Here is a 23,599-nt window from a genome sequence, read left to right as displayed (position 1 = left end):
ATTACTTGTTATGATCTCTATTTTCCGCATTTTCCTCTTCACCTTTCGGGTGCTGTTTTTCAGCTTTCTTTATGCTTCTATTATACCATATTTTCAGGTTTTTGGGAAGAGGTTGCGGGTTCAGTTTTGCGGAATCAGGTAAATATTTATGATAAAGGGATACTCGACACGGGAATACCTATGGATATGCTCATTGATATTGCATACAAGCGTCTGGCGGGCGGATATAAACTGACAGGCAGGAGCCGCACACAATATGAGGAATATTTAAGGCTCCATTTCCGCAGGGCGGTAAAGTATGCGGAAAAGCAGGACGATACGGAAATGCTTTGTTTTTTAGGAGAGCGGTTTCCCGATATTCTTATAAATGAGCCTTGATTTTATTGTCCGATTTTTTACACAGGTAATATGCTATAATTATCTTAACGGATATGAATATGAATTATTGGGAGGAATAAAAATGGCTTCGGCAAATATCATAACGGAAGAACTTATCCGCTCGGTTTCGCCTAATGCGGCGGCGGTGTCAAACGGAAAGAAAATATCCGCTTCGGGGGATTTCAGAGCGCTTTCAAAGACCGAGGACGAAACGCTTATCTTCGGCGAATGTATGGGCAGCGGAAAAAATCCCTATCATACCTCTGCGGATTTTTCGGGGGAGTCTCCGGTCTTTCGCTGTTCCTGCCCAAGCAGGCAGTTTCCCTGCAAGCACAGTCTTGCGCTGATGTTCGAGTGGCTGGCAAAAAAGACTTTCACAGTTTCTGAGATACCCGAGGACATTGCACAGAAACGTGAAAAAGCTGCAAAGCGTGCAGAAAAGGCGGCTATGCCTGCCGATGAGAAAAAGGCTCCCAAGCAGAACAAGGCTGCCGCCGAGAAAAAGCTTAAAAAACAGGCAGAGGGTCTGGAGCTTGCTGAGCAGTTCGTGACCGATATGCTTACAAGGGGTATTTCCTCGGTCAGCAGAGCGTCTGCAGAGCAGTACAAAAATCTTGCAAAGCAGCTGGGGGACTATTATCTTCCCGAGCCTCAGGCGATAATGAATGAGATAGTTTCAGCTGCCCGGAAGCTTTCTTCAATTCCCGATGACATCGAAACGGACAGGCTTACGGCTCTTTGCGTCAAGCTTTCGTCAACCATAAAAAAGAGTAAAGCATACATAGCGTCAAAGCTTGAGAGCGGAGATGTTCTTCCCGAGGACAGCATACTTTACGAGGCAATGGGAAATGTGTGGAAGTTCTCACAGCTTAAAGAGATCGGGCTTTACAAGGAAAATGCGGCGATTATCCAGCTTTCCTTTACCGTTCTTCATGACGATATGCACAAGGCTGATATCGACACCGCATACTGGGCTGATACTCAAACGGGGGAGATATCAAAGACTGAAAATATCCGTCCGCTGAAAGCACAGAAATATATCAAATCCGAGGACAGCGTTTTCGGAATGCATTTTATCAAGGAGCTTTACCGCTATCCCGGCGGAATGAACAGGCGGATAAGATGGGAAACCGCAGAAATAACAGACGCTGCTCCCGAGACATACCCATTGTTAATAAGCAAAGCCGAGAACAGCATTTCCGAGGCTGTGAAGAAGGCTAAGAATGAGCTGAAAAACACTCTTTCCGACCAAAGCGTTGCAATGCTTATCAGATTTGACAGCATTGAATTTGCGGTATCGGACGGTCACCCCATAATGAAGCTTGGGGGAGAGACAATTGCTCTCAAAGCAAATGAGAATTATCCCGACATCTGTGATGTTCTCAAGGTCACGAGCAGGGGATATCTTGAAAACGGCGCATTGCTGGGCGAGCTTTTCTACATTCCCGAGGAGAAGAGAATTTATATTTGTCCCGTTTCGATCGTAACCGAAAAGGGTATTCTGAGGCTTTGCTGATGATGGATATTACAAAATTTTACGAGCTGAGAAAAAGGCTTTATGCACTTGAGGCGGCAGACACAGCAATGCTTGAAGAGTCAAGAAAATTCACATATAAGCTAATTTTACAATTTCAAAATAAACCGAAGGGGGAATTGAAATGAACATAACTCCTTTTTATGAGCTGAGAACAAGGCTCTACGCCTCTGCGGCATCGGGCTGCTTTGCTGTAAATGAGGATTTCAGACTAAAGCGTGCCATAGAAGCCTTTGAGCCGCTGGCACAGGCAAACAAAGCGTTTATGAAGCTTTATTCGGACTGCGGAAAGCTTTTCAAATCTGATAATCCTGCGGACGTGCTTTCCGACTGCATTGCCCTTGCGGACGCTCTGGCTGTTACACAGGGCAGCTTTGCAGACTCTTCCGAAACGAAGCAGTCGGAAATAACTACGGATATGAAAATAATTCCCGTGACCCACTCTGCTTTGTCCGGGCTTTGTGAGAAAATAGAAAAATGCAGTCCTAAGCTTGACGAGCTTACCGATGATGAGATAAGGCTTGTTTCGGACGGGCGTGTGCTTTCGGCTTTTGTTAAAGCCTCGGAAAAAGGCAATGTGTATCTTGACAGCTTTGCCGAAATTGTTTTAGACAAATGGGGCGAAGCTATTGTGCCAATGCTGAAAAATGCCCTTGACATTACGGACGAAAAAGCGTCGGGCACAAGGATAGATTACATATATATGGCAGCGGGTGCAAAGGAAAATGATTATTACATTTCCCTTGTAAAAAATTCCGAAGCTCCGCAGAATATAAGAATATCCGCAATAAAAGCAATGTCCCATGACCCTGCAAATACCGAGCTCCTTCTTGAGCTTTATAACACCGAAAAGGGTAAGGTGAAAAATGCGGCGCTTATGGCTGTACTGGAGCTTAATCCGCCCGAGGCTGAGGAAATACTGGCAAAGATTATTGAAAATGCAAATGGGGAATTTGATAAGTATGCGGATCATGTACGCATATCGCCCTCACAAACTGCCGAGGAGCTCGTAAGAGCGAAGATGAATGAAACGGCACAAATCCCTTGCGATAAGGATATTTTATTGTCGGCATTGTCCATAGAAAGAACTGTTTCGCTTTTCAAAAACAAAAGCGGCATTGGCGACTGCTATCTTAAAGCGGTGGATATCATTAAAAAGTGGGGCGCAGGAGAGCAGCTGACTGAAAATTATTATGCTTCTCTTAATGATACTCTCATAAAAAATATGCAAAATCAGGACAAGGAAAAATTCCGCTGTCTGATATCTGAGCTATATAAGAAATGCCCCAATGACTTTGTTCCTGCATATTTCTTTATGAAACTTATAGATGACCCCGATGATGCTGTGTCCGTTCTTTCGGGCAGCCTTGAAAAGCTGCATTATACCGTAACAAGGCTTCTTGCCGACATCAGATATTCTTCCGCTCATAAAGCATATTTTACGGAGTATCGCTGCGGTCCTGCCGAAAACGGCAGCGAGCCTGCGGGCAAGGCTTTTCTGTTTGAAAGCTTTCCCGACAGCCTGCTTGAGGTTATGTGCAGTCTGTCCGATATAAATGAAAAATTCTATGAAGATATTTGTTCCTCGCTGTTGGAATTTATCAAGGGCTGTGCGCCTTATGACAGGGAACGCATTGTTTCCGCAATACTTGAAACTGCTTTTGATATGGCAAATAAATGCCCCTCTTACTATTGTGTTGACCTTATTGCAAAGTACTGCCCCGAAAGTATGGCTGACAGGTGCAGGGGTATTGCTTCGGAATATATTTACAGTACCCTAATTACAAAGCGAGCTTCCACCTCTTGTTCAATAATAAATCGGCTGCCTCTGTCCTGTTCTGACAAGATAGACGAGCTTACAGAGCTTTTAAACCGTGTTGCGGCGGCAAAGGGTGATTTTAATAAAAACACTCATAACGATCTTATGAAAGGGATCAAAAGCCAGATAGATTTTCTTATGAAAGGATAAAACGTTATGTCAGATATTTTAAGACTCCCCGCAGAGGAGCTTTACAAAACCGAGCTTGATGCTCTTATTGCAAACGAGAAAGATCCAGTTCCCGCAGGCTGGAGAATGTCGCCGAGATCAGTGCTTACATACATTATTGGCGGCAAGTCGGGAAATACGGTCATCACACCCAAATATATGGGCGACAGGCGCATTGTCGAGATATGCATTGCCACCCTTGTAACAGACCGTGCGCTGCTTCTCATAGGCGAGCCGGGAACCGCAAAATCCTGGCTTTCCGAGCATCTCACCGCCGCCATAAACGGCAATTCATCAAGAGTTATCCAGGGCACCGCAGGCACCACCGAGGAGCAGATACGATATTCCTGGAACTATGCAATGCTCCTTGCAAAGGGACCCTCTCACGAAGCGCTTGTAAAAAGCCCCGTTTATAACGCAATGGAAACGGGAACAATTGCCCGTATAGAGGAAATTTCCCGCTGTGCCTCGGAGGTGCAGGACGCACTTATATCCATACTTTCCGAAAAGCGTATATCCGTTCCCGAGCTGAACGAGGAGGTCGCCGCAAAAAAGGGCTTCTCGGTCATTGCCACCGCAAACACCCGTGACAAAGGCGTAAATGAGATGTCCTCGGCGCTGAAAAGACGCTTCAATATCGTTGTGCTTCCCGCACCTGCAAATATCGAGACGGAGATCGAAATAGTTTCCACAAGAGTTGCACAGCTTGCCGACAGCTTCGGACTGAACGCCAAGCTTCCCGACAGGACAGCCGTTGAGAGAGTCGTTACCATTTTCCGTGAGCTGAGAAGCGGGCAGACCCTTGACGGACAGATAAAGCTTAAAACCACCTCGGGAGTATTGTCCTCCGCCGAAGCCATATCCCTTCTCATAAACAGTATGGCTCTTGCAGGCAGCTTCGGCAACGGCGTTATCACCGATTCCGACCTTGCAGGCGCACTTCAGGGAGCTGTGGTCAAGGACGACAATAAGGACAAGGCTGTCTGGACGGAATATCTTGAAAATGTAATGAGAAAAAGAAGCGGCTGTGCCAAGCTTTATGCCGAGTGCAGGGAGAGAAATTCATAATGGCGGCATATTTCGGAGTGCGGCATCTTTCGCCTGCCTGCGCTTATTATGTCAGGGAATTTCTTGACCGAAACGACCCCGAGATAGTTTTAATAGAAGGTCCCTCCGACCTTGACCATCTTATTGCACCGCTTTGCAGCGATGAAACGATGATGCCTGCGGCTATACTTGCATATACCGAGGATACGCCAGTTAAGACCGTACTATGGCCTCTTGCTGAATTTTCACCCGAGTATCAGGCTATGAGATGGGCGGTAAGAAAAGGCAGACGGGTAATGTTCTGCGACCTGCCTTCAACCTGCATATTGTCCCGTCAGAATACCGAAGATAAAGAAGAACGGAAAGAGGATAAACCTCAGCGTGTTTCCGTATATACCGAGCTGGAGCGGGTTTCGGGAACGGATAACGACTCCTTCTGGGAATATACCTTTGAGCAGTGCGAAAGCTATGAGGATCTCATTGAAGCGGTTTCCGAATACGGTAAAAGCCTTCGTGAATTTTCCGAAAATGACGAGCATAACAGGCTCCGTGAAAGCTATATGCGCAAGGTGATATCCGAATGTGAAGCGGAGGTGCCTTCGGAAAAAATTTGCGTTATAACAGGCGCATTTCATACCGCAGGGATAAAAGATATCCCATTTTCGGCAGATGACAGAAAGCTTACCCAAAAGCTTCCCGCCGTAAAGGCAAAGGCAACCCTTATGCCCTATTCCTACTACAGACTGTCCTCCCGTTCGGGCTACGGCGCAGGAAGCAAGGCGCCTGCATATTTCGAGCTTTTGTGGAACAGCAGGCTGAGCGGCACTGTTGGCAGCTCCTCCGACAGATATCTTTCAATGATAGCTTCATATCAGCGTGAGAACGGCTATGCCGCATCTACAGCCGAGGTCATTGAAGCAAAGCGGCTGGCAGATACTCTTGCGGCTATGCGTGGGGGAAAATACCCGAATATGACCGACCTGCGTGACGCTGCGGTCACCTGTATCGGTCACGGCTCCTTCGGAGAAGTATCCCTTGCCTGTGCCGATACGGAGATAGGCACAAAAATCGGCTCTCTGCCCGAAGGCACAGTCTGCACCTCGGTGCAGGAGGATTTCACAAGGCAGCTCAAGGAACTGAAGCTTGAAAAATACAGAAAAGCTGCCGCAGAGGAAATTGAGCTTGATCTGCGTGAAAATCTGAGTGTGAAAACAGAGAAGGCGGCATTTCTTGACCTTAACCGCTCCTTCTTTCTTCACCGTCTGCGGATACTGGGCATATGCTTTGCGGAGACTCAGCCCAGAAGTCAGGATAATGCCACCTGGGCAGAGCGGTGGAAACTTCAATGGACTCCCGAGGCTGAGATAGAGATAGTTGAAGCTTCTCTCAAGGGAGACACAGTTAAGCAGGCGGCAGAATATGAGCTGAATTTCAGGCTGTATGAAGCGGACAGCATAAACGGAGCGGCGATGATACTTTCCGACGCCTTTGACGGGGGACTTACGGACTGCATTTCCACCGCCGTTTCTGCGATACAGAAGCAGACAGCGGACTGCTCCTCCGCAGAGGACACAGGAAAAACTATCGGTACTCTGTCCGCCATTGTCCGTTTCGGAAGTATCAGAAGAATAGACACAGAGCCGATCTACCCGCTGATAGAAAAGCTGTATCTGAGATTTTGTCTCTGTATGCCCTCTGCGGCTGTGTGCGACAGGAATGGAGCGGAGCAGCTTATTATATCCGTTGCTGCCGTAAACGATGCCTGCCTTGCCCACGATTTTCTTGATGCTGACAGATTTATCACCCTGCTTTCGGACATTGCGGATAATAACTTTGCAAATCCGCTGCTGTCGGGATATGCCTGTGCGGTGCTGACGGAACGGGGAAAAATTTCTCCCGAAAAGCTGTCCGAGCTGATAAGCAGGCGGCTTTCAGCAGGCACTTCTCCCGCCGAAGCGGCAATGTGGTTTGAGGGGCTTGCAAGACGAAACAGACGCTCACTTATCAGCAGGCTTTCCGTATGGGAAAAGCTTTGTAATTTCGTGGCAGGTCTTGATGACGATGAGTTCAAGCCCGTTCTCGTGGCTCTCAGAAGGACATTTTCCGATTTTTCTCCTGCGGAAAAGTCCGACATTGCGGAAAATATTGGCGAGGTGCTTGGCATATCAAAGGAAGCTGCGGCGGAGTTTGTGACAATGCAGCTTTCAGATGATGAACAGCAGTCTGTAGACGAGCTTGATGATTTTGATTTTGGTGATATATGATGGATAATAAGGAAATACTTAAACGCTGGCGGCTCATACTTGGAGCAGACAGCGAAAAGATGATGTACCGTATGGGCGGAGCGGCAGCACTTTCGGCGGAAGAAATGCTGATGGACAGCGCACTTTCCCAGATATACGGCAATGACGGCACGGGGCTTTCGGGCAATGCAGGCAGAGGACCCTCCTCACCGAGGCTCACAAAATGGCTGGGTGATCTTCGTACCCTTTTTTCTCCTATGGAAATAAAGGTGATACAGAATGACGCTATCGAAAGAAAAGGCTTGAAGCAGCTCCTTTTTGAACCCGAAATGCTTGATTCCATTGAGCCGGATATAAATACTGCTTCGCTTCTTCTGATGCTCAAAGACCAGATACCTCAGAAGTCAAAGGACAATGCAAGAGCATATATCGCAAAAATAGTGGAGGATATTAACCGCCGCCTTTCGGACGATATAAAGCGCTCCGTGACCTCTGCCCTGAACAGGAAAGCCCATTCACCTATACCCTCTGCGGCAGCGCTTGACTACAAGCTGACCATAAGGCGAAATCTGAAAAATTTCAATACTGAGCTTAACACGATCTTACCGGAGAGATTTTATTTTTACGAGAGATCCTCCCGTTCCGCTTCAAGGACAGTTATAATTGATATTGACCAGAGCGGCTCAATGGGGGAGTCGGCTATATATTCATCTGTTATGGGCTGTATACTTGCAAGTATGAATTCCCTCAGGACGCACGTGGTTGCATTTGACACGAATGTGACCGACCTTACCGAGCATTGCTCTGACCCTGTAGAGCTTCTTTACGGAATACAGCTTGGCGGCGGTACGGATATTGAAAAATCTGTGGCTTACTGTTCTGAGCTTATCGAGGAGCCTGAAAAGACCACGATGTTTCTTGTGACCGACCTTATGGAGGGCGGCAACAGAAACGGACTTATCCGCAGGCTGGAGGAACTTAAGGAGTCGGGGGTAAATCTGGTGATACTGCTTGCCATATCCGACAGCGGAAAGCCTGTGTATGATGCGGCAATGGCTGACAAGGCAGCGGCTCTTGACATTCCCTGCTTTGCCTGTCCCCCGGAAAGACTTCCGGAATTGCTTGAGGCGGCGCTGAAGAAACATTCACTCAAAGCTTTTGTGGAAAAATGATATAGATAAAAATTTTCCTCATTTGCATATAAAGCAGGTATGCTTTAAAATGCCAAAAAGATAGTAGAATTATAGTATGTTTTGTTAATTGTGTAATATTTTTGAATAAATACACAGACTGATATATTGCAGTTTGACAAAATTCTACTAAGCCTATTGACAAAGTAGTATTTAGGGTGTATTATATAATCACAAACAAAAAAATATACTGATTTTGAAAAATATATTAGAAAGGGTAATGACTATGAGAATGCAGTTTTGCTGTTGTATGTGTAAAGTGCAGATGTGAATTCGTATAGGATTATCCTAAGCCGTTCGCATTTGCTTTATTTTGCTGCATATGCGAACAGCTTGCAATATGTTTTTTGAAGCTGTTTCATTTTAATAATGAAGCAGCTTTTTTGATTGGTGGTGACAAAATGTCTGTACAAAATGAAGAATTTTCAGAGGCTGTGGAAATAATCCAAAAGGCATTGCAGGATATGGAGTTCGGTTCCATAACCATAATGGTTCAGGACGGACGCATAGTTTCCATAGAAAGTACCGAGAAATTCAAGGTGAAATTGAATAACAGCAAAACTGACCGGAACGCCGGAGGTTTTAAACGTTGATCAGAACTACGTTTAAAGCCTCCTTATTTTTTTAGGAGGGGCAAAATGACAATTCTCGATCTCATAGGCAATACGCCCCTGCTGAGCCTTGACCTTGACGGCTTGAAAAACGGAGTGAAGCTCTTTGCCAAAGCCGAATTTATGAATGTAGGCGGCTCTGTGAAAGACAGGGCGGCAAAGGCAATGCTTCTGCAAGGCATCGAAAGCGGCAGGCTCACAAAGGACAAGATCATTATCGACGCTACAAGCGGAAACACGGGAATTTCCTACGCAATGATAGGCTCGGCGCTGGGATATAAGGTGCGGCTCTGTATACCTGCCAACGTATCACCCGAGCGCAAGGCTTATATGAAAGCATACGGTGCTGATATTATCGAAACATCGCCCCTCGAGGGTATAGACGGTGCATATAACGAAGTGCAGCGCATTATATCGGAAGCTCCCGAAAAATATTTCTACCCCGACCAGTACAGCAACAATGAAAACTGGCTTGCACATTATAACGGTACGGGAAAAGAAATTCTGTCACAGACAGGCGGCAGTATCACCCACTTTGTATCGGGAACGGGTACGGCAGGGACATTTACAGGCTGCGTAAAACGGCTGAAGGAAAATAACAGCGGCATAAAAGCGGTACTTATGCGCCCCGATTCACCCTTTCACGGCATTGAGGGGATAAAGCACCCCTCGGCACACGTCAGGTCAAGCTTTTTTGACGAGTCACTTGCCGATGAGATAGTTGATATTTCCACCGAGGAAGCCTATGAAATGACAAAGCTGCTTGCCCGAAAATACGGTCTGTTCGTGGGGATAAGCTCGGGAGCCAATGTGCTTGCGGCGCTGAAAACGGCGGAAAATGCTCCTCCGGGTTCGGTGATCGTCACAATTCTCTGCGACGGGGGAGGGCGGTATCTTTCAAATCCGCTATGGGAGGTGTAGAAATTGATATATCTTACCAAAGATGTCATACAGCATATGCTGACAGACGGTTCAGAGCGGTATCCCGAGGAATGCTGCGGAATAATATTCGGAAGTATTGACGAAAGCGGCAATAAGACTGCCGAATATGCCGAGACTGCGGATAACGGATATGACAAATCGGAAAAATATCACCGCTTTGAAATAACCCCCGAAATAATGCTTAAAGCGGAACTGACCGCAAGACAGAAAAAGCTTGACATTATCGGCTTTTATCATTCCCACCCCGACTGCGAGGCTTTCCCTTCGGAATTTGACCGCACTCACGCATTGCCTGTTTATTCATACATAATAATGTCCGTGGTAAAAGGGAAAACGGTAAAAACCAAAAGCTTTGTGCTTACGGCAGAGGATATGCAGTTTTCGGAAGAAAAAATAACAATATGCAATAAGGAGTAAATTTTTATGGCGATAACCGTACTTATACCAACCACCCTGCGCTCGTTCACTAATCACCGTTCCGAGCTTGAGCTGGAGGGCAGCACCGCAGGAGAAGTTATCCGCTCCCTTGCGGACGAATATCCCGAAACTAAGAAGGCACTTTTTGATGAAAACGGCAGCCTCCGTCAGTTCATCAACGTGTTTGTGAATGGGGAAAATATAAAGGTTTTGCAGGGAAATGACACTCCCGTAAAAACGGGTGACGAAATAATGCTGATTCCCGCAATCGCAGGCGGCGCACCTACAGCAAGCGTTCTCGGCGATACAAAGGGCGAAAAGCTCACAAACGAGGAAATTCTCCGCTACAGCCGACACCTGCTTTTGCAGGAGGTGGGAATTAAGGGACAGAAAAAGCTGAAAGCCGCAAAGGTCCTTATTGTGGGAATGGGAGGTCTGGGTGCGCCTCTTGCACAGTATCTTGCGGCGGCAGGCGTTGGAAAGCTGGGGCTTATCGACTTTGACGAGGTGGACGAGACAAATCTCCAGCGGCAGGTAATTCACGGCACCCGTGACATCGGCAGACCCAAGGTAGCCTCCGCAAAGGACAGCATAAAGCAGATAAATCCTCTTGTGAAGGTGGAAACATACAACTATATGCTTACTGCTGAAAATGCTCTCGATATAATCTCCGAATATGATGTTGTGGCAGACGCTTCGGACAATTATCAATGCCGCTATCTTGTGAACGATGCCTGCGTGCTTCTCGGAAAGCCCGATGTATTCGGAGCAATGTATCAGTTTGAGGGACAGGCTTCGGTGTATTATGCAAAGGAAGGTCCCTGCTACAGATGTATGTATCCCTCGCCTCCTCCTGCGGGACTTGTTCCATCCTGCGCAACAGGCGGAGTTATGGGCGCACTTCCCGGAATTATCGGCACAATACAGGCAAACGAGGTCATTAAGCTAATTGTCGGCGGCGGAGAAGCACTTGTGGGACGTCTCCTTAATTTTGACGCCTGGAAAATGAGATTTCGTGAGCTTAAAATACATAAAGACCCTAATTGTCCCATCTGCGGCGAGCACCCGACCATTACAAAGCTTGAAGAGTATGATTACGCCGATTTCTGCGGCATAAATAAGCAGGAAGAGGAGGAAGCACCCGTTGAAGCCATAGAAGCCAAGGAGCTTAAACGCCGACTTGATGAGGGCGAAAAGATAACCATTATTGACGTAAGAGAACCCCACGAACGTGCAATAACCAAATTCCCTGACGCAAAGGTCATTCCCATAGGTCAGCTTGAGCGCAGGCAGAATGAGCTTGACCCAACTGTTGATACGGTGTTTGTCTGCAAGGAGGGCAAGCGCAGCATACTTGCGGTAAATACCCTCAGAGAAGCAGGCTACAAGGGCAGAATGTTCAACCTGAAAGACGGCATAAATTCCTGGGCAAGAGAGGTTGACCCCACAATGCCCCAATACTAAGATATTGATTCTTATTGCGGCAAGCCGATATGGGCGAAAATAATTTCGCCGCCGCAGTTCGATTGATATAAATTTTATTTTTGGAGGAAACTATTATGGCAGAAGAAAAGATCAATGCACTGGGCGCAAAGGCGGCGTACAACTTAGCGGACGTCACCAAAACCAAACCTCAGTACGGAGCACTCACACCCAAGTGGATAACCAAGCTCCTTGAATTCAAGGGACTTGAATCGGGTATTTACCGTGTGAACAGAGTCAAGGAGGGCGAAACTCCCCTTGACGTTCTGTGCAGCGCAACAAAGAAGTCGGACATCGTTCCCCAGGGTTATGTTGAATATGAGGAGCAGCCAAGAGAGTACCGTCTCAACTCCATTTCCACTATCATCAACATCAACACTCAGATTGAGGACGTTTACAGCTCACCCTACGACCAGGTGAAGGAGCAGCTTAATCTTGCTATCGAGAGCCTGAGAGAGCGTCAGGAGAGCCAGCTTATCAACAACGATGATTACGGTCTGCTGAAAAACGTTCCCGACTCCCAGCGTATCCAGACAAGAAACGGCGCACCCACACCCGACGACCTTGACGAGCTTATCACAAAGGTATGGAAAGAGCCTTCCTTCTTCCTTGCTCATCCAAGAGCAATTGCCGCATTTGAGAGAGAATGCACCAAGAGGGGAGTACCTCCCGTAACCGCAAATATCGCAGGCGGAAACTTTATCCTCTGGAGGGGTATCCCCATTATCCCCACCGACAAGCTTCTCGTTGACGGTCTGAAAAATCCCAAGAGCAAGAGCGGCAAGACCAACATTCTCCTTATCCGCACAGGCGAGGCAAAAAGAGGAGTTATCGGTCTGTATCAGGCAAATCTCAAAAACGAACAGTCCAGAGGTCTTTCGGTAAGATACAGAGGAATTGATGACAAGGGCGTAGCTTCCTACCTGCTCAGCCTTTACTGCTCGGCGGCTATCCTTTCTGATGACGCTATCGCAGTTTTGGAGGATGTTGAAGTAGGTGAATACTATGACTACGATTGATCGTTATCCTTTGGATAACAAATTACCTTCGGAAGGCGAGCTTGAAGCCATAGCAAACGGGTTATTTCCTGAATACAACACTACCGAATGTGCTGACGGCATTGAAAAGCTTGTGACACAGGGCGATACATCTGTCATTGACAGGGCGGCGCAGAAATCGGAAAGCTTTTTCAAACGTGAAGCCTTTCCTTTTCAGAGCGAAATAAACCGTCTTGATGGTTACGCAAGGGCGGCGGAAGAAGTCCTCGGCGAAGCATCGAACGTAAATGCAGATGAATTTTATCCCGAAACTTCGCCCCTTGACGGATTTACTCCCGTGGGAACTGCTTCATATACTCTTCCTTTCACGGATATAACATCTGCGGCGCAGGTGTCGGGAAATGAGCTTTTCAAGCCGAAATATTCCCTTGAAGAAAAAGACCTTGATACTGTAGTTTCGGAGCTTGACGGCTTCGGTGTTTACAGGGAGGAAAAAGCTCCCGTTCAGCCTAAAACAACGGGATATTCTCCCGTTGTGGTATCGCAGTCACAATCGGAAAGCGGTTATGCACCCAAAACAAAGGGGAATACAGCAGAAAGCGGCAATTTCAGGCAGAGCGGAAATAATTCCATTATCATCGGCACAAAAACTCTTGAGCAGATACGTCGTGATTTCCCCATTCTGGGCGAAAAGATAAACGGTCACGACCTTGTATGGCTTGATAACGGCGCAACTACACAGCGTCCCAAGCAGGTCATTGACCGCCTTACCGAGTACTATACTCACGAAAATTCCAATGTTCACCGAGGCGCACACACCCTTGCCGCACGCTCCACAGATGCATACGAGGGCGCAAGGCAGACCGTTGCCGATTTTATCGGTGCGCCCGACAAAAACAATATTGTATTTGTAAGAGGAACCACCGAGGGCATAAATCTTGTGGCGCAGGCTTATGTGAAGCAGTATCTTCACGAGGGTGACGAGATAATCGTAACTCTCCTTGAACACCACGCAAACATTGTTCCCTGGCAGCTTATCGCACAGGAAACGGGAGCGGTCATAAAGGTGGCTCCCGTTGACAAGTCGGGACAGATAATCCTTTCCGAATACGAAAAACTGTTCACCAAGCGGACGAAATTCGTATCTGCTACCCACGTTTCAAACGTGCTGGGCACAATTACGCCCGTTGCGGAGCTTATTTCCATTGCCCACGCTCACGGGGTAAGGATACTCATAGACGGAGCGCAGTCGGTGGCACATATCCCCGTGAATGTGACCGCTCTTGACGCAGATTTCTTCGTGTTCTCGGGGCATAAGATATTCGCTCCTACCGGAATTGGTGTTGTCTACGGCAAAAAGGACCTGCTTGAAGCCGCAAGACCCTATCAGGGCGGCGGAAATATGATAGCAGATGTTACCTTTGAGCGGACGATATACAATCCTGCGCCCAATAAGTTTGAAGCAGGCACCGCAAGCATTGCGGACGCTGTAGGACTGGGAGCGGCACTTGAATATCTTAACTCAATCGGTATGCCCGAGATAAGCCGCTACGAACACGAGCTTGTTTCCTACGGAATGAAGGAGCTTGCAAAAATACCGGGACTGCACCTTATCGGAACGGCTTCTCAGAAATCAAGTGCGCTGTCCTTTGTACTTGACGGCTACGACAATGAAACGGTGGGACAGCACCTCGACAAATACGGCATCGCAGTAAGAACGGGACATCACTGCGCACAGCCTATCCTGCGTTCCTACGGGCTTGAGGGAGTTGTCCGCCCCACTCTTGCGCTGTATAATTCTCCCGAGGACATTGACAGACTTGTAAGAGCAATTCGCTCGCTGACATAAACTAATACTTCAAACTCCTTAAAGATATATTCCAAAGCGGACGGCAGAAAAAAGCTGCCGTCCGAAATTTTACGGACGGAGGGCGCATATTATGCACAAGCTTGAAACCGAGGTCAACAAACTGATAGGAGACATTCTCTCCGACTATGAGAAAGGACGGGATATTGACAATATCCATACCTTTGACCACCCCAAAAAAGAGGTCATCATCGAGATAGTGGACAAGCTCCGCAACATTATTTTCCCGGGGTATTTCAAAAACGGCACATACCGCATTTATACTGTAAGAAACAATATGACAATGCTTTTGGAGGACGTGCTGTATAATCTTATCAGGCAGATATCAATAGTTCTGCCCTATGATCCTAAATTTGAAAATGCACCTGAGGGAGAAATTGCCGATGAAGCGGAGCGGCTTGCTCTGAAATTCCTCGGAACGATACCCAAAATTCGTGAATATGTTGATACCGACGTTCAGGCGGCATTTGACGGCGACCCTGCCGCATTCAATAAGGACGAGATAATCTTTTCCTATCCGGGACTTTTCGCCGTTATGGTAAACAGGATCGCACACGAGCTTTATCTTCTGAATATCCCGCTTATCCCGAGGATAATGACCGAATATGCCCACAGCGTTACAGGCATTGACATTCACCCCGGTGCACAGATAGGCAAATATTTCTTCATCGACCACGGTACGGGCATTGTTATCGGTGAGACCACCGTTATCGGGGACAATGTTAAGATATATCAGGGCGTTACTCTCGGTGCGCTTTCCACAAGGGGAGGTCAGAAGCTCAAAAGCAAAAAGCGTCACCCCACAATTGACGATAATGTTACCATATATTCGGGAGCGTCCATTCTCGGCGGCGAAACTGTTGTGGGCAAGAATGTTGTTGTAGGCGGCAATGCCTTTATCACCAAATCAATCCCCGAGGGAGCAAGGGTCAGCATAAAAAATCAGGAGCTTCGCTACAATTACGACGCCGCTCACCCCGTACAGCGTGCAGAGCTTGAGGTGGACGAAAGCTGGTTTTATGTGATCTGATATGCGCTGAAAAAATGTATCGGCTGTTTGTTTTTTTTAGAAAATATTTTTTCTGTAAATTGCCTGCTTTTTGATGAAGATGATGCTGACGCATTTTTGGATCGTGAAAAAAATAAAAAAGTCTCTCCACACTTGCAGGGAGAGACATTTTTTATTATAGAATTTGATCAGCGTATAACTCTGTTTCGTCCGCCTTCTTTTGCCATATAAAGCTTTTCGTCAGCGTCCTTGATGTTATCTTCGATGGACTTCATTGGGTCTATCTGGGTAACACCGAAGCTCATTGTCACCTTTATCTGCAGTTCCTCAAACAGACAGACCGACTTCATAATAATAGTACGTATTCTTTCCGCAGCGTCTGCAGCCTCGTTCAGTCCTGTGTCGGGGAGAATAACAATGAATTCCTCGCCGCCCCAGCGGTAAACGCCGTCACATATACGGGAATTTCGGCTGATATTCTTTGCAACGTGTTTCAGAACGGCATCGCCTGCATTATGACCGTATGTATCGTTGACCTTTTTAAAGAAATCAATATCGCAGATGAAAAGGGAAACGCATCTTACCGAATTGGGGTCGTTTAATATCTTGCTGAAATTCTTGTTGTAATCATTGTAGAAGCCCATTCTGTTTTTAAGCTCTGTGAGCTTGTCGTGATGAGAGTCATCGAGGAATGTCTCGGACTCCAGCGTTATTCCGCAGATGAATGCCGCCAGAGAAAGCTTGCGGCAATCCTCCTCAAGATCAAATTTGCCTTCGCTGTCAAGCTTGTTTATTGCCTGATATGCGCCGATAAATTCGCCTCTGCAGTTGCAGATAGGCATTACGAGAATGGATTTTGTGACATAACCTGTCTTCTTATCCACATCGGAATTGAAATCCGGGTGATTATAAGGGTCGTTGGTGACGATAGCCCTCTGCTCCGTAAGTGCTTTTCCCACAAGCCCCGTTCCTTCGGGAATGGTTATCCTTCCCGTACCTACGGCAGCGGTAGTCCACAGCTCGTGAGCACGCTTATCCCATTTCCAGAAGCTTGCACGGTCGGCATTCACAAGGTTTCTGCCCAGGTCGGTAAGCAGCCTGAAAATGGCTGCGTGATTGTCAGAGGAATCCTCTGTGGGACGTGACATTTCCTTATATAGATCCTGTGTGATGGTAAAAATCTTATCAAGCAGAATATCGGACTGAGAAGTTTCAGGTGTATTGTTCATACAAAATTCATCCTTTCTGTACGCTTATGTTGCTTTATAAATTATTATACCATAATTTTATGCACTTGTAAATATAATTTTTGATTTTTTGAAGAAAATTCTCAAATTATAGTGACAAATCTTTTGCGATATGTTATAATAAATTTAAAATAATCTGTTCGGAGGGGAATATGAAGAGTAAAAACAGATGGGCATCGGCGGCAGAAGCGGCAATATTGTTTGTGCTTGTGTTTTTCACATCTTTTTTCGATGTGTTTTATTCCGTTGACTGTATGCTCAGAGATAAGCTTTATCAGTCCCCGAGAGGGATAAATAACAAGATCAAGATCATTGCCATTGATGATCAGTCGCTTCAGGAGCTTGGCCCTTTCGGCACCTGGTCAAGGAGCGTATATGCCGATATAATTGAGTCTCTCGGTGATTATCCTTCGGTCATAGCAATGGATATTATGTTTTTCGGCAGTATGGACGAGGAGGGTGACAACTCCCTGAGACAAGCCTGTTTAAACAGCTCAAATGTAGTTGCAGGCTCATATATCAATTATACGAGCAAGTACAGCTTTGATGAAAACGGCGACCCTTACATAGACCATTTTGCCGTAAGCGAGATCGAGCAGCCTATTATCGAGGACTGCTGTATAACCGGATTTGTCAATTCTTCTCCCGATGAGGACGGCGTTGTACGTTCGGTGTTTGTGACCGAAACTGCTCCCGAACTTTACGGCGACAGAGAATTTAACAGCTTTGCTTCCGAAATATATTCCCTTTACTGCCAAAGAAGCGGCATAGAGCCAAATACGCCCTCTCTTGACACAAACGGACGTATGTGGATAAATTATGCAGGCCGCCCCGGGGATTATGAAAATATCCCTCTCTGCAAAGTCCTTGACGGAAGTATCGACCCGAGAGTGTTTAAGGACTGCATTGTGATAGTGGGTGCATATGCTGCAGGGCTTCGTGATCAGTTCTCCGTTCCCAACAGCTCAGACCAGATGTACGGAGCTGAGATACACGCCAATATCGTTCAAGGTCTTATTGACGGCAGGTATCCCGTTCCCGGCAGCAGGGTAGTCACATCTCTCTGCGGAGCCGCTGCTGCCACTATAGCATATCTGCTGACAAAGCGGATAAAATTCCGATTTTCTGCACCGCTTGTGCTTGTTATGCTCATCGGATATTTTGCTGCGGGAATAATTCTTAATAACAACGGAACTGCCATACCGCTGCTCTACGCACCTTTGTTTATGGCGCTGGGATATTTTGTAAATCTCGGCAGAAAATATGCGGAGGAGGCCATAGAAAAACGAAAGATAACTGCCGCTTTCAAGAAATATGTTGCACCGCAGGTGGTCGAGGAGATCGCCAAGACGGGCAATTATCATATCAAGCTTGGCGGTGAAAATCGTGACATTGCTGTGCTTTTCGTGGATATACGTGGATTTACGCCGATGTCGGAGAGCCTTGAGCCTGAGCAGGTGGTGGATATCCTGAACAGCTATCTCAATCTGACAACGAATGCGATCTTCAGCAACGGCGGTACTCTCGACAAATTCATCGGCGACGCCACAATGGCAGTTTTCAACGCTCCCTTCGACCTTGACGATTACGTGTTCCGTGCAGTAAAGACTGCATTTGACATTGTAAGCGGAGGAAATGCCATTGAAAGCCAATTTATGGAAAAATACGGCAAATCCGTAAGTTTCGGTGTGGGTGTCAACTGCGGTCCTGCAGTCGTTGGAAATATCGGCTGCGATTTCCGAATGGACTATACCGCTATCGGCGATACTGTAAACACCGCAGCCCGTCTGGAGTCAAACGCCAAGAGGGGACAGGTACTTATCAGCGAAAAGGTCTATGAGCAGGTCAAGGACAGAGTTACTGTGGAGCCTATCGGCGAAATTCCGCTTAAAGGAAAGTCCAAGGGAGTTTTCGTATACTCCCTTACGGGTATAAACGGGTATGACAATAATAAGGCAAAGGAGCTTGTAAATGAGTAAGTTTCTGATAATTCCTCAGCTTAAAAATATTGATGAAAGTCTGGAGCTTGCAGAGGAATACGGCTTCGGCTTTGAATTTAACGATTTCTTTTACCCCGATGTTCTTGACAGCAAGGAGCGTGTAAAAGAAATCGCCGCAGAATACAGATCACACAAGCTTCCGTCCCTGCTTACCTGTCACGGCGATTTCTTCGACGTTCTCGTTTTCAGCGGTGATAAGCTTATACGCAATATCTCCGAAATGAGGATACGACAGAGCATTGAAGCTGCGCTTGAAGTCGGCGCAGAGTCTGTGATATTTCACACAAATCACAATCCTTTCTTTATTGCCGAAAGCTATGTAAGTAACTGGCTGGACTGCAACATAAATTTCTGGAGCGGTATTCTTGCCGAATATCCGCAGGTAAATATTTATATTGAGAATATGTGTGACAGTTCGCCCGATATGCTTGCGGCGCTTGCCGAAAAGCTCAGTTCTTTTTCCAACTTCGGAGTATGTTTTGATTATGCCCACGCTTCTGTATTCGGCTCGGATATTGAAAGCTGGGTAACGGCTCTTGCGCCGTATGTTAAGCATATGCACATCAACGACAATGATCTGAAAAGCGATCTCCACCTTGCCGTGGGAGACGGAAAGATAGACTGGAACAGGTTCAGGGAGCATTACTTTAGATATTTCACAAATGCTACTGTGCTTATTGAAACATCATCTCTTGAAAATCAGCGACGCAGCGCCGAATTTTTATCGAATAGGGGAATTATATAACGCTTTACTGTGATAATGCGGTATGACAGCATTGTAGTTTTTATTTATTTTTTTTGAAAATAAAATTATTTTTTGTGGTTTCCTACAAAGTTGCTTAATAACTATTGATAAATAAATTTATTTATGGTATAATTTTTTTAACAAATTAAAGGCAAAGCCGATGAAAATCGGCGTCGCAAAGCACGAGCCTAAGCTTTTGACATTTTCGGAGTATGGCGGTCGGGCTGCATTTGTTGGGATATTTCCTGAGGTGCAGTCAGACTGCGTACTCCTTTTATTTTTTCCGGTTTGACCTAAATTTACGGAGGCGATATTTTATGAGCGTAAAATCTTTTTTTGCCGCTATGACATTAAAGGTAAAGATAATAATCGTATGCTCTGCTGTTGCGGTAACTTCTGCAGCGGCGGTTGCTGTAGGTGTAGCTGTTACAAAAGAGGACACTTACAGAGTCCTTAAAGTTTTTGAAATGACGGGAAGTGCGGTAGTCGATAGAGGCGGCTCGGGTGCACTTGACGCTTATGTGGGAATGAATCTCGAAAGCGGAGACACCCTTACTGTAGGCGATGACAGCACCCTGCGCATTTCTATGGACAGCGATAAATACGTCCTTCTCGACAGCGGAACGATACTTGAACTTGTAGCGTCGGGAACGCCTTCCGACAGCAGAACGGCTATCAATCTTAAAAAGGGAAGTATTTTAAACGAAATAACAAATCCTCTGTCTTCAAATTCTTCATATGAAGTTACGACCCCAAAGGCAACAATGGCTGTCAGAGGTACCAGCTTTGCGGTTTCCGTTGAAGAAGACTCCATCGGGGGATTCATTATCCGTGAGGATACCTTTAACGGAAAGGTTGAGGTAACGCTTCTTGATACCGAAGGCAATCCGAAAGACGAAACAGCGCTTGTCCCTGAGGACAAGGGAGTTACTATCCGCACCGAGCGTAACAAAAAAAGCGGAAATCCTGCCGAAGTCGACGGAATATCACGCTTTGTTTTTGAGGACGAAAACGGTGTGATATCCGAACTTGGCAATGGTGATGACCCGATACGTGATATCAGATATGCTATGGTTTCCGCAACCATAAAGGAGCACGCTCTGCGCTCCAACGACGAAAGTCTGATGATACTTGACAATAAGATAGTTGCTAAGCTGAGAGGAGAAGCTCCCGAAACTTCGGAAAGTGAAATACATACAACAGCTCCCGTTTCCGAGCCTGTCTCCGAGACTGAAACGTCTCCTGTGCAGACGACAGTTCCCGAAACCTCTGTAAATTCTGCCGAATATACTCGTATTGCAGCTCCCGAGACAGACGGAACAAATGCAAACAGCGTGACGGAACCTCCCGTTGTTTCCGAGTCCGAAACAGCTTCCACAGAAGTAACTTCGGTTACTGAAGCACCTGAGGAAACAGAAACATCGGTAACATCTTCCGAAGAGACTGTTACAAGTGAAAGCTCCGAAACATCTGTTAAAACAGAAACGGAAACTTCTTTAAGCATCGAAACAACTGTTACAACATTGCCCGAAACGTCTGTTGTAACGCCTTATACGGGTCAGACAGGTTATTCTCCGTCAGGTGGTCCTGCAAGTCCTGAAAAGGGGGTCTTTAATGTTAAATTTATGAGCGGAGAAACCTTAGTCTCTGTGGTATCCGTAAAGTACGGCGAAACAGTTTCCAAAATTCCCGAGATCCCCGAAAAGAACGGCTATACGGCTAAATGGATATATAAGGGTGTGGAATTTACTTCGGAAACGAAAGTAACCTCCGATATGACCGTTAATGCGGTTTATACTGCCAACACTTACACCATAACGTTCACAGCCGATGCAGATACTCCTTATTCAAAGCAAGTGACTGCTGATCACGGAACACCCCTTGCGGACATTCTCCCGGAAGTTCCCGTTAAAACAGGTTACAAGGGTGTATGGAAGATAGGCGGAACGGTAAGTGTTACAAGCAGCTATAAGGTGACTGCTGATGTCGCTGTCAAGGCGGTTTATACAATTAACACTTATACCGTTACTATCACCGCTGAGGGAGATACTGCTTATTCGGATACAAAAACGGTCGACTACGGAACACTCCTTGCGGGTCTTCTTCCCGATGAAATTCCCGAGAAGACGGGACACGACGGAGTATGGAAAGTTAATGGTGAAGAGTATACTCCCGATTATGTCATCACGGGCAATACCGATGTTACAGCGGTTTACACGCCTAAGACTTACATCGTCAAATTCCTCAATGCGGACGGAAGCCTGTATGATACAAGAGAGGCAGAATATAACACTACAGTTACCGACATTCCCGATATCCAAAAGGACGGCTATATCATTAAGTGGATATATAACGGTGCAGAGTTTACCTCTGAAATAGTTATAACCGGAGATATTGAAGTTACGGCGGAAGAAACCGAAGCTGTTACGCTGACATTCCAATTTGCAGATGCAGCTACGCCCTCGGAAAGCTATATCATACCAAAGGGAACATCTTTTGCAGATAACGATTTGACTATGCCCGAACCTGATGCTGATGACTATTATTCGGCAACAGGCTGGCAGACTGATACATACAAGGAGGTTGACGAAAGCACAGTATTCACCGAATCACTTACACTTATCCCGAATCAGACGGTAATCACATACCGTGTTGATTTCTATAATACTGATGGAACATTTATAGATTCTCGTTATCCTACTTACAGCGATTATATCTCAACATTTGGAAATATGGTATGTATGGCAGAGGGTATTGATGAACCGGACTACTGGCTTGTATACAGCATGGACGGTTCAAGCTCAAGGACAGTGGGTGAATATGAGAATGTGGCTTCACTCGTTGACGAATTCGGCTTTGACGAAACCTCGACCATCAAGGTAGTTGCCGTTATTGAAGTATCCACTCTCACCTGGTATGACGAAAACGGTATATCACACACCGAAAATGTTCGCAAGAGCGGCAATCTCCTTGATACTCTTAATTCTCTTCGCACCCTTCCCACAGGCTGTTACTGGGCAGGAAGTGACAGGGTCACACCCATTGATTCTTCGCTGACCTGCACAGAAGATATGACGGTGTATGCAGCCATTACAGTCACATTTGAATTTAGTTCTCTTCCTTCCGAAACGGTTAATCTCCCACTGGGCGGCTGTCTCAATGATGTTGGAGAATCACTTCCTAATAATGGTGCTTCACAATATCACACCCTCATCTGGAGTAATAACGGCACAGAAGTGAATGAGTACACTACATTTGACGAACCGGTTACACTTACGTCAACGGAAACACCGATACAGTACAGCATAATATTCAACTTTGAAGGCAATACATCCGATCCGACTATAACCACCAGCGGTATATATACTGATACGGTCATGGATCTTTATGCTGCAAGTGGTGGGTATGCTTATGCTGAAGATGATGTATATAGAGATTTTGGTTCAGTTGTTATTGATTCAAATACCAAAGTCTATGAGCTTGCAGATGAACTTGCTGAAGGTGAAATCATAATCACTATCAGGGTATATGTTTTCTGATTATTTCTGAGTTTGTAAATCTGAAAAAAAGAAGAACCGCCCCGTCCCCGAAAAAAATCGGAGAGGGGGCATTTTTTTGGAGTAAAAAAGCCTTCGCCGCACTAAAGCACAGCGAAGGCAATTTTTGTTAAAGCTTATTTATGGCAGAGCAAATATATTCTCTCCGCCGAGGTGAAATTTTCCGTTCCCACACGTGTGGGCTCTATGGATATCGCCCTCATATCAAGCTCACTGAGCAGATTTATAAATGCATAGGAGTCCAGCAGACCGCTTTCCATAAGCTCGGTATCTGCGGCAATGCTTTCCTCGCCGCATATCTCACGCAGGAGCGCAAGAAGCTCTTCCATTGATATCAGTTCCATA

19 protein-coding genes and 1 riboswitch are annotated in these 23,599 nt (G+C 46.3%); of the genes, 17 read left to right on the top strand and 2 right to left on the bottom strand.

Annotated elements, in window-relative coordinates:
* Positions 1-126: 126 nt before the first annotated feature.
* The 14 genes from ACR0QN_RS05045 (at position 127) to epsC (ending at position 15,726) form a co-directional block, all read left to right on the top strand.
* The gene (locus ACR0QN_RS05045; RefSeq protein WP_432650106.1) at positions 127-378 is read left to right on the top strand and encodes a hypothetical protein; all 252 of its coding nucleotides are present in this window, start codon (positions 127-129) and stop codon (positions 376-378) included.
* Between the two features lie 82 nt (positions 379-460).
* Positions 461-1,894, top strand: coding sequence for an SWIM zinc finger family protein (locus tag ACR0QN_RS05040; RefSeq protein WP_432650105.1), 1,434 nt, complete (start codon positions 461-463; stop codon positions 1,892-1,894).
* On the top strand, positions 1,894-2,040 hold the full coding sequence (locus ACR0QN_RS05035) for a hypothetical protein (protein ID WP_432650104.1): 147 nt from the start codon (positions 1,894-1,896) through the stop codon (positions 2,038-2,040). Before ACR0QN_RS05040 ends, ACR0QN_RS05035 begins: the two co-directional genes overlap by 1 nt.
* A complete protein-coding gene (locus ACR0QN_RS05030; protein ID WP_432650103.1) occupies positions 2,037-3,881 on the top strand; it encodes a hypothetical protein in 1,845 nt (614 codons plus the stop codon). Before ACR0QN_RS05035 ends, ACR0QN_RS05030 begins: the two co-directional genes overlap by 4 nt.
* 6 nt (positions 3,882-3,887) lie before the next feature.
* Complete coding sequence (locus tag ACR0QN_RS05025; RefSeq protein WP_432650102.1) at positions 3,888-4,967, top strand: ATP-binding protein; 1,080 nt, start codon at positions 3,888-3,890, stop codon at positions 4,965-4,967.
* A complete protein-coding gene (locus tag ACR0QN_RS05020; RefSeq protein WP_432650101.1) occupies positions 4,946-7,210 on the top strand; it encodes a DUF5682 family protein in 2,265 nt (754 codons plus the stop codon). Before ACR0QN_RS05025 ends, ACR0QN_RS05020 begins: the two co-directional genes overlap by 22 nt.
* On the top strand, positions 7,207-8,361 hold the full coding sequence (locus ACR0QN_RS05015; protein ID WP_432650100.1) for a VWA domain-containing protein: 1,155 nt from the start codon (positions 7,207-7,209) through the stop codon (positions 8,359-8,361). The genes ACR0QN_RS05020 and ACR0QN_RS05015 overlap by 4 nt, the downstream gene beginning before the upstream one ends.
* A 419-nt stretch (positions 8,362-8,780) precedes the next feature.
* On the top strand, positions 8,781-8,972 hold the full coding sequence (locus ACR0QN_RS05010; RefSeq protein WP_432650099.1) for a YezD family protein: 192 nt from the start codon (positions 8,781-8,783) through the stop codon (positions 8,970-8,972).
* Positions 8,973-9,017: 45 nt separating this feature from the next.
* Positions 9,018-9,911, top strand: coding sequence for a PLP-dependent cysteine synthase family protein (locus tag ACR0QN_RS05005; RefSeq protein WP_432650098.1), 894 nt, complete (start codon positions 9,018-9,020; stop codon positions 9,909-9,911).
* Positions 9,912-9,914: 3 nt separating this feature from the next.
* On the top strand, positions 9,915-10,349 hold the full coding sequence (locus ACR0QN_RS05000; protein WP_432650097.1) for a Mov34/MPN/PAD-1 family protein: 435 nt from the start codon (positions 9,915-9,917) through the stop codon (positions 10,347-10,349).
* 6 nt (positions 10,350-10,355) lie between these two features.
* Positions 10,356-11,813, top strand: coding sequence for a ubiquitin-like small modifier protein 1 (locus ACR0QN_RS04995; protein WP_432650096.1), 1,458 nt, complete (start codon positions 10,356-10,358; stop codon positions 11,811-11,813).
* Between the two features lie 95 nt (positions 11,814-11,908).
* Positions 11,909-12,850, top strand: coding sequence for a family 2A encapsulin nanocompartment shell protein (locus ACR0QN_RS04990; RefSeq protein ID WP_432650095.1), 942 nt, complete (start codon positions 11,909-11,911; stop codon positions 12,848-12,850).
* A complete protein-coding gene (locus tag ACR0QN_RS04985) occupies positions 12,837-14,678 on the top strand; it encodes a SufS family cysteine desulfurase (protein WP_432650094.1) in 1,842 nt (613 codons plus the stop codon). Before ACR0QN_RS04990 ends, ACR0QN_RS04985 begins: the two co-directional genes overlap by 14 nt.
* Before the next feature lie 91 nt (positions 14,679-14,769).
* Positions 14,770-15,726, top strand: coding sequence for a serine O-acetyltransferase EpsC (epsC, locus tag ACR0QN_RS04980; protein WP_432650093.1), 957 nt, complete (start codon positions 14,770-14,772; stop codon positions 15,724-15,726).
* A gap of 167 nt (positions 15,727-15,893) precedes the next feature.
* Here the strand turns inward: epsC and ACR0QN_RS04975 are convergent, their stop codons facing one another.
* On the bottom strand, positions 15,894-16,934 hold the full coding sequence (locus ACR0QN_RS04975; RefSeq protein ID WP_432650092.1) for a sensor domain-containing diguanylate cyclase: 1,041 nt from the start codon (positions 16,932-16,934) through the stop codon (positions 15,894-15,896).
* Positions 16,935-17,104: 170 nt separating this feature from the next.
* Between ACR0QN_RS04975 and ACR0QN_RS04970 the strand changes: the two genes are divergently transcribed.
* The 3 genes from ACR0QN_RS04970 to ACR0QN_RS04960 all read left to right on the top strand — a co-directional run bounded on the left by ACR0QN_RS04970 (position 17,105) and on the right by ACR0QN_RS04960 (position 23,236).
* Positions 17,105-18,931 carry a CHASE2 domain-containing protein gene (locus ACR0QN_RS04970; RefSeq protein ID WP_432650091.1) on the top strand — a complete coding sequence of 609 codons (1,827 nt, stop codon included), beginning with the start codon at positions 17,105-17,107 and terminating at the stop codon, positions 18,929-18,931.
* Positions 18,924-19,697 (top strand): sugar phosphate isomerase/epimerase family protein, encoded by a 774-nt coding sequence (locus ACR0QN_RS04965; protein WP_432650090.1) that lies wholly within the window; start codon positions 18,924-18,926, stop codon positions 19,695-19,697. The genes ACR0QN_RS04970 and ACR0QN_RS04965 overlap by 8 nt, the downstream gene beginning before the upstream one ends.
* 140 nt (positions 19,698-19,837) lie before the next feature.
* Positions 19,838-19,929, top strand: a riboswitch (cyclic di-GMP riboswitch).
* 85 nt (positions 19,930-20,014) lie between these two features.
* On the top strand, positions 20,015-23,236 hold the full coding sequence (locus ACR0QN_RS04960; RefSeq protein ID WP_432650089.1) for a FecR domain-containing protein: 3,222 nt from the start codon (positions 20,015-20,017) through the stop codon (positions 23,234-23,236).
* A gap of 134 nt (positions 23,237-23,370) precedes the next feature.
* Here ACR0QN_RS04960 and ACR0QN_RS04955 read toward each other — a convergent pair whose 3' ends face one another.
* Entirely contained in the window at positions 23,371-23,598 is a 228-nt protein-coding gene (locus tag ACR0QN_RS04955; protein WP_432650088.1) for a phosphopantetheine-binding protein, read from the bottom strand.
* Position 23,599 lies beyond the last annotated feature (1 nt).

It is taken from the genome of Huintestinicola sp., from assembly GCF_050874005.1.
GTDB lineage: Bacteria > Bacillota > Clostridia > Oscillospirales > Ruminococcaceae > Huintestinicola.
The sequence above is the reverse complement of the archived record's forward strand: the minus strand, read 5'-3'. Positions and strand labels throughout refer to the sequence as shown.